Origin of the sequence: Streptomyces sp. NPDC048442 (assembly GCF_040651475.1) — a bacterium.
In the GTDB taxonomy this organism is placed as follows: domain Bacteria; phylum Actinomycetota; class Actinomycetes; order Streptomycetales; family Streptomycetaceae; genus Streptomyces.
This window is the reverse complement of the sequence record NZ_JBEZKB010000045.1, coordinates 46,772-53,388: the sequence shown is the minus strand read 5'-3', so window position 1 is coordinate 53,388 and position 6,617 is coordinate 46,772. Positions and strand designations below refer to the sequence as shown.

At 69.0% G+C, this 6,617-nt stretch carries 5 protein-coding genes; 3 read left to right on the top strand and 2 right to left on the bottom strand.

Features of this window, described 5'->3' with window-relative positions; translation table 11 throughout:
* Positions 1–137: 137 nt before the first annotated feature.
* Complete coding sequence (locus AB0D18_RS39035; protein WP_362430245.1) at positions 138–1,283, bottom strand: ParB/RepB/Spo0J family partition protein; 1,146 nt, start codon at positions 1,281–1,283, stop codon at positions 138–140.
* The gene (locus tag AB0D18_RS39030) at positions 1,280–2,512 is read right to left on the bottom strand and encodes a ParA family protein (protein WP_362430243.1); all 1,233 of its coding nucleotides are present in this window, start codon (positions 2,510–2,512) and stop codon (positions 1,280–1,282) included. Before AB0D18_RS39030 ends, AB0D18_RS39035 begins: the two co-directional genes overlap by 4 nt.
* 895 nt (positions 2,513–3,407) lie before the next feature.
* Here AB0D18_RS39030 and AB0D18_RS39025 point away from each other — a divergent pair.
* From AB0D18_RS39025 to AB0D18_RS39015, 3 genes are read left to right on the top strand one after another with little or no spacing between them, the layout of a single operon-like run.
* Positions 3,408–4,496 carry a bifunctional DNA primase/polymerase gene (locus tag AB0D18_RS39025; RefSeq protein WP_362430259.1) on the top strand — a complete coding sequence of 363 codons (1,089 nt, stop codon included), beginning with the start codon at positions 3,408–3,410 and terminating at the stop codon, positions 4,494–4,496.
* Positions 4,493–5,989 (top strand): phage/plasmid primase, P4 family, encoded by a 1,497-nt coding sequence (locus AB0D18_RS39020; protein ID WP_362430240.1) that lies wholly within the window; start codon positions 4,493–4,495, stop codon positions 5,987–5,989. The genes AB0D18_RS39025 and AB0D18_RS39020 overlap by 4 nt, the downstream gene beginning before the upstream one ends.
* Positions 5,986–6,387 carry a DUF6009 family protein gene (locus AB0D18_RS39015; RefSeq protein WP_362430237.1) on the top strand — a complete coding sequence of 134 codons (402 nt, stop codon included), beginning with the start codon at positions 5,986–5,988 and terminating at the stop codon, positions 6,385–6,387. The genes AB0D18_RS39020 and AB0D18_RS39015 overlap by 4 nt, the downstream gene beginning before the upstream one ends.
* Positions 6,388–6,617 lie beyond the last annotated feature (230 nt).

Genomic DNA, 6,617 nt, shown 5'->3' with positions numbered 1-6,617 from the left:
CTGGTGGTACAACTGCCGCAGTACGACGACGAGTTCGAGCAGCGCACTGCCCGGAGGACCGGGCCGCGCCCGGCCGTCGGCGGCCGGGAGTGATTACGGCGTAATCACTCCACCCCCGCCCACAGTCCTCCCTGGTGTCAGGCGCCTGCCTCGTCGTCGGTGGCGGCGGCCAGCTTCAGCAGCGTCCGGTAGTTCTCCGAAGTCATCCACTGCCTGGCGATCGTGAGTACCGCCTTCGGGTCCTCCCAGGGCATGGCGTCCGCCCCGGCACGGTCGGCGGCGGCTCTGCTCCTGGGCTCGGTCCGGGCAGGTGCGGGGGAGTCGGTCTCCTGTGGCCGGGGGCCGCGGGGGGCCTGCGAGGTGATTACGCCGTAATCACTTTGCGGTCCCGGCGCGGGTGCGGACGTCGGCTCGGACCCGGGGGTGATTACGCCGTAATCACTTTTCGGCTCCGGCACGGGGACGGACTCGGGGACGGACGCGGGCACAGGCACAGGCGCGGAAGTGATTACGCCGTAATCACCTTCCGGTGCGGACCGGGCGGTGCGCTGCTTCTCCCGGTCGGCCTCCTCCTGCGCCTTGAGCTGCTTGAGTCGCTCGAACTCGGCCTGCTGCTCCTCGGCCGGTTTGTTGCCGACGGCCCGCAGCAGCTCGACCGACTCTTCCTTCCTCTCCAGCAGCTGCTGGAGTTCGGGGGTCAGCCCGAGCAGCGCCAGCCGCTGGGCGACCCAGCCCTGCGAACGGTGCAGCCGGGACGCCAGCTTGCGCTGACTGCCGTGGACCCGGAGCAGGGCCTCCAGGGCACGCGCCTCGTCGAGCGGGGCGAGGTCCTGGCGGTGGATGTTGGCGACGAGTGCGGACTCCAGCAGCTCGTCGGGGTCGCTGCCCAGGTCGTCGTCGACCATGACCTTGAGGGTCGCCAGACCGGCTTCGCGGGCGGCGGCCAGCCTGCTGTTGCCGTCGATGACGACGTACGAGGTGTCGGCTTCGAGGTGCTCGCGCTGGTCCGGGTTGGCCGCCAGGTAGGCGTCCCTGGCCATGAGGGTGATGGCCTGCTTCTGCCCGTGGTCCTTGAGGCTGCCTGCGAGGGCGCTGAGGTCCCCGAGAGTGGCACGCGGGTTCGCGGGGTTGAGGCTGATGTGACGCAGCGGCAGGACGACGGGGGGCGGGGCCCCTTCCGTCGGCGCCTTGGTCGCGCTGTTGATCGCCGCGCGCCGGGCACTCACCGGCCGGGCGTTGCCGAAGGAGGCGCTGGTACCGAGGCGGCTCGCCTTGCTGCTCATGAGATCTCCCGGGCCAGTGCGCGCAGCGCGACCGCCTGCTCGCACTTGGGCGCGTAGGCCAGCAGCGGGCGTTTGACCCGTACTGCTTCCTTCTGCTCCTTGAGGTCCCCGATGACGCCGACGACCCTCGGGTCCTTGATGTCCGTCCAGGCCTGGAGCGAGGACGTGGCGATGTAGCCGCGCCGGCTGTCGTACTGGTTGACGACGATGCCCAGGTAGTTGATGTCGAGGGCCAGGTCGTCGCGCAGGTCCGCGATCTGGGTGGTCAGCAGGTCGTACGCGTCGGCGGAGCTGTCCTCGGCCTGCACCACGATCAGGACCCCGGAGTTGCCCGACGGCTCGTCGGGGCGCCTGCGGCCGTAGTACGCGGCGGCGTCCATGCTCAGGCCCAGGCTGGGCGGGCAGTCCACGAGGACTACGTCGTAATCACCCTCGATCGGCGCCAGGGCCCGCTCCAGGGCCGCCTCACGGGCGCGTACGGAGGAGAGCTTGACGTCCAGGAGGAAGGCGTCGGTGCAGGCGGGCAGCAGATGCAGCCGGTCGCCGAAGCGCTCGTCCTCGATGGCGACGACCAGGTCCCGGATGTCGCCCGCGGCCTCGCCCGACATGTGCTTGGTCAGGCTCTCGCCCGCCATCGGCAGGGTGTCCTGGCCGAGCTGCTTGGTGAGATGGCCCTGCGGGTCGAAGTCGACAAGCAGGACCCGCAGTCCGGGGCCGGGGAGGGACTCGTCGCAGAGGCCCTTCTCCTCGTCGGTGAGCGCCGCGAAGTGCCGGGAGACCCTGACGGGGTACAGCGAGAGGGCGTCCTCTGCGAGGGCCTCGCCGGTGCCCGCGGCGATGGCGGTCTTGCCGACGCCGCCCTTCTGGTTGCAGACGATCAGTCGCTTGGTGAAGGCGGGCCGCTGGACGGTCGGGGCCGGGTTCTTCTCCAGCCACAACTGGACGGACTGCGAGAGCCCCTGGACGAGGGAGACCCCGCGGGCCTTGCAGTCCGTACGGAACTCCTCCCACAGGCCCGCGGGCAGCAGGGTCGCGAAGGACTCCGCGCCGGAGGTGTCGACGGGGGAGAGGTTCGCACCCAGGGTCCGCCAGTCGGCGGTGCCCTGGGCGACAGCTTCCTGGATGTCGACACCGAGTTGGGCGGTACGGATCTTGAGTTCCTGGCGGAGCCAGGGCGGGAGCTTCGAGACGACCTTGTCCCGGTCTGCCTGCGAGTGAGGAGATGCCATGGCGTCACATTACTAACTCGCAAGCAACCCTGACGCACTGACACGTTAGGTTTCCCTCTCTTTCTGAAAAACATGCCGGGGGAGCGGCTGGAGGGGGGAGGAGCGACCGAAGCGACCGTAGGGGTGAAAAGAATCAAAAACGGCCTGGTGGCGGAGGGGGTGGGGGCTGGTGAAGTCGGGCGGGAATCGGTGTTCTTCGGGCCTGGGTCGCTTCGGTCGCTCGAGTTGCTCTCAAGGCTGGGACGAGGTGGAGCTTGAGTCGCTCTCAGTCGCTCCGTCGCTGTTCAGTCGCTGACGATTTTGGGGCCTCCGGCAACAGCGACTGAAGAACAGCGACCAAGAGGTGTTTCGGTAGCTGTCTGGGTAGCTGGGAAAACTGCAGGTCAGAGAGGGTATGTAGGGGTGAAAGCGACTGAAGCGACTCTAGGTCCGGGTATATGAAGACATTGGCGTGTGCGCGTGTGCGTCATATATAGGGAGCTTGAGTCGCTTCAGTCGCTGTTAGGGTCTCGGCATGGCCTCTGACCTGGGGTTTTTTCTGAGCGACTGAAGAGCGACCGAAAGGTGTTGAGTAGCTGGGCCCAGAGTCGTCAGTCGCTGGGCCGTAGTTCGGGGTCGGAGACCGGTGCCTCACCAACACACCCGGGGTGGGGGCTTCAAGTGCCCGCCATGTCACTCTGGTTTCGCTAGTCTATGTCTGTCGTTGAGTCGCTTCGGTCGCTGATAGGGGATGCGCATGGCTCCTGAGCTGCGGTTTTCACGCAGCGACTCAGGCGAGCCCACTTCCGGGCGCCCTGGCTCGCCGCTGTCGCCGGTGCCTCAGTCGTCCATGCCCGCGTCCACGCCGACGCCTGTGCCCGAGTCCGTGCCCGTGCCGTCGTCCGTGCCAGAGTCCGTGCCGTCGTCCGTGCCGTCGTCCGTGTCCGAGCCGTCGGTGCCCCAGTCGCTGGCAACCGCCAGGTGGTGTGCGGGCCGTGGCTGGCCGGTCCATCCTCTGGCTCCGGGGCGCAAGACCCCCGCAGGCAACTGCGAGTCGTGCCGCGCACCGGGCCACACGCACCAGGGATGCGGCTGTCTTCCCGCCGGCCGCTGGTGCCACGGGTTCCATGCCGCGACGCTCGACCCCGACAGGATCGGGCAGTGGTGGGGGAGTTCACCGGGCCACGGGGTCGGTGTCGCCTGCGGTCCTGCCGGGCTCGTCATCATCGACATCGACGCGCACCAGCAGCAGCTCCCGGGCCGGGACCGCCTGTTGCCCGGGATCAGCATTTCCGCCGACGTCGACCTGGCCGGGCTCGCCAACGGCTTCCACACGCTCGCCGTGCTGGCCGCCCTGCGCGGCACCACCAGCCCGGCGAACGACACGACGACCCTTCGCGTACGGACCCCTTCGGGGGGCCTGCACGTCTGGTACCGGGCCCACCGGAGCCACCACTGGCGCTGCTCCACCGGGTCGGGCCCAGGGCGCGCCCTGGCCTGGCAGGTGGACGTCCGGGCGCACGGCGGGTACATCGTCGCGCCCGGGACCACGACCAGGGCCGGTGCGTACACCCCCGTCGACGAAGTGCGGGAGCCCGCGCTGCTCCCCGACTGGCTGGCCCGCGAGTTGGAGCGCACCGGACACCTGGCAACCGCCCACGTGCCCGCTCCGCGGCCTGTGCCGCCCCGAGCCCGCCAAGCGGTCATCGCGGCCGGGGGAGGCCGTCAGAGCCCCCTCAGAGCCCTTTCCAAGGGCCTTGCGGAAGTGGCGGGCTGTGCAGCCGCTCCGGAAGGAGCGGCATTCTCCGAAAAACTGAACAGGGCTGCCTACACAGCTGGGGGACTGGTGGCTGCGGGACACCTGACGCAAAACGAGGCCGAGAACATCCTGAGAGAGGTGGCAGAACAGGCCCGACCCGGGCAGGAACGCCGCTACACCCCGATCATCCGCAGCGGTCTCAACGCCGGTTCCCTGCGCCCTCTGTCGCTGAGGAGCCGACTGTGACCGCGGGCGAGGGCAACACCCTCTTCGACGCCCAGGCGGTGGCCGCGCAGATCCTCGCGCAGGTCACACCGGAGGTGCCCGCGCAGGGCGGTGGGAGCACCGCTCCGGCCACGGCGCAGGGGCTGCTCCCCGACACGCTCACCGACCGTGGCAACGCCAAACTGTTCGTCAAGCTGTACGCCAACGACTACCGGCACATCCCGGGCCTCGGCTGGTACCGCTGGGACAGCGCCCGTTGGCAGATCGACGAGGACGACACGGTGATATGGGCGGCCGGGGACCTCGCCGAATCCATCGCGCTCACCGACCCACGCGGTGTCTACACCGGTCAGTCGCTGCAGCAGCACCGCCGCCGTGCCCTGAGCACCAGCGGCATGAACGCGATGCTGACCCAGGCGAGGTCGGCCCCGGGCATGGTGCTCAACGCGGCGCTCCTGGACGCCGATCCGTACGCGCTGTGCACCCCGGCGGGCATCGTCGACCTGCGCAGCGGAGCGATCCGTACCCCCGACCCCAACAAGGACTTCCATTCCCGCTCCACCTCGCTCGCACCGCGGCCGATGGCCACGCCGCGCTGGAACAGGTTCCTCACCGACACCTTCGGCAACGGTGCCGAGGGCGAGGAGATGATCGACTTCCTGCACCTCCTGCTGGGCTACTCGGTGACCGGCGACGTCGGCGGCCAGGTCATGCCGTTCCTCTTCGGCTCCGGCAAGAACGGCAAGTCGGTACTCCTGGACGTCCTGATGAAGCTGCTGGGGGACTACGCGGACGCCGCCCCACCGGGCTTCCTGATGTCCCGTCCGTACGAGGGCCACCCGACCGACCTGGCCGAACTGCACGGCCGCCGGGTCATCGTGTGCAGCGAGGTCAAGCCGGGCGACAAGTTCGACGAGGCCCGGGTCAAGCTGCTCACCGGCGGCGACCGCATCAAGGCCCGCCGGATGCGCCAGGACTTCTTCAGCTTCGAACCGACCCACAAGCTGTGGCTGCTCGGCAACCACCGCCCCGAGGTCGGCACCGGCGGCTTCGCCTTCTGGCGGCGCATGCGGATGATCCCCTTCGAGCGCGTCGTCTCCGACGACCGCAAGATCGACAACCTGGCGGACATCCTGGTCACCGAGGAGGGCTCCGGCATCCTCAACTGGCTCATCGACGGCGCCCGCCGCTATCTGCGCGGCGAGAAGAACCTGACCGGGCCCGAACGCGTCCGGATCGCCACCACGGCGTACGCGGAGACCGAGGACCACACCGGGCGTTTCCTCAGCGAATCCTGCGCGATCGATCCCGATCTGAGAGCGGAACAGGCACACCTTTACGCCGCCTACCGGGCATGGTGTCAAAATGAAGGCGCACCGGCCATTTCCTCGCGCGGGTTCGCAGCGAGGGTCCGTGAGGCGGTGGGGCTGGCTTCGCCCAAGCAGATGATCCTGTCGAACCAGCGGAAGTACTACCCGGGCATCGGACTGCTCGCCGACGAGGAGACAGCATGAGCGCCCTTATCGCAGAGGACGAAATCCTCCACGAGATCGCACTTGTCTGGCTTGAGGACGTCAGCGACCTCGACTACGTACGCCAGAGCCTCGACCGGCTGCCGACCCGGCGGGGCAAACCGGCCTACCACCGGGACGGCCGCATGGTCGGCTACGCCCAGCTCGGACCGGGCGCCAAGTCGTCCCGTTCCTCGGGCACCTTCCGCCGCCGGGTGTTCTGGCTGCTGCCGCACGACCGCGACACCGCCCCCACCGGGCTGTACTCCAGCGGGGCGCCCGCCGAAGCGGTCGACCCGCGCACCCTGGCACCGGGCAGCAAGGGCCGCAAGACCGAACGCTCGGAGGGCGGCCCGCCGTCCTCGGCCATGCAGGAACTGGGCATAACCCTGCCCCTGTGACCTGCCTGTCCGACCTGCCTGACCTGCCCCTCTGACATGCCTCCGCGACAGCGGCAGCACGAGCGCGGCCGTCCGAGTGATTACGCCGTAATCACCGAGGCCCGGCGCTCAGGTGATTACGGCGTAATCACCTACGACCCGCCGTCCGGGTGATTACGGCGTAATCACCCACCGCCCGCACCACCCTCAGCAGGCGCCTTGAGCGCTGCACGAGCCGTTCTTGAGCAGAG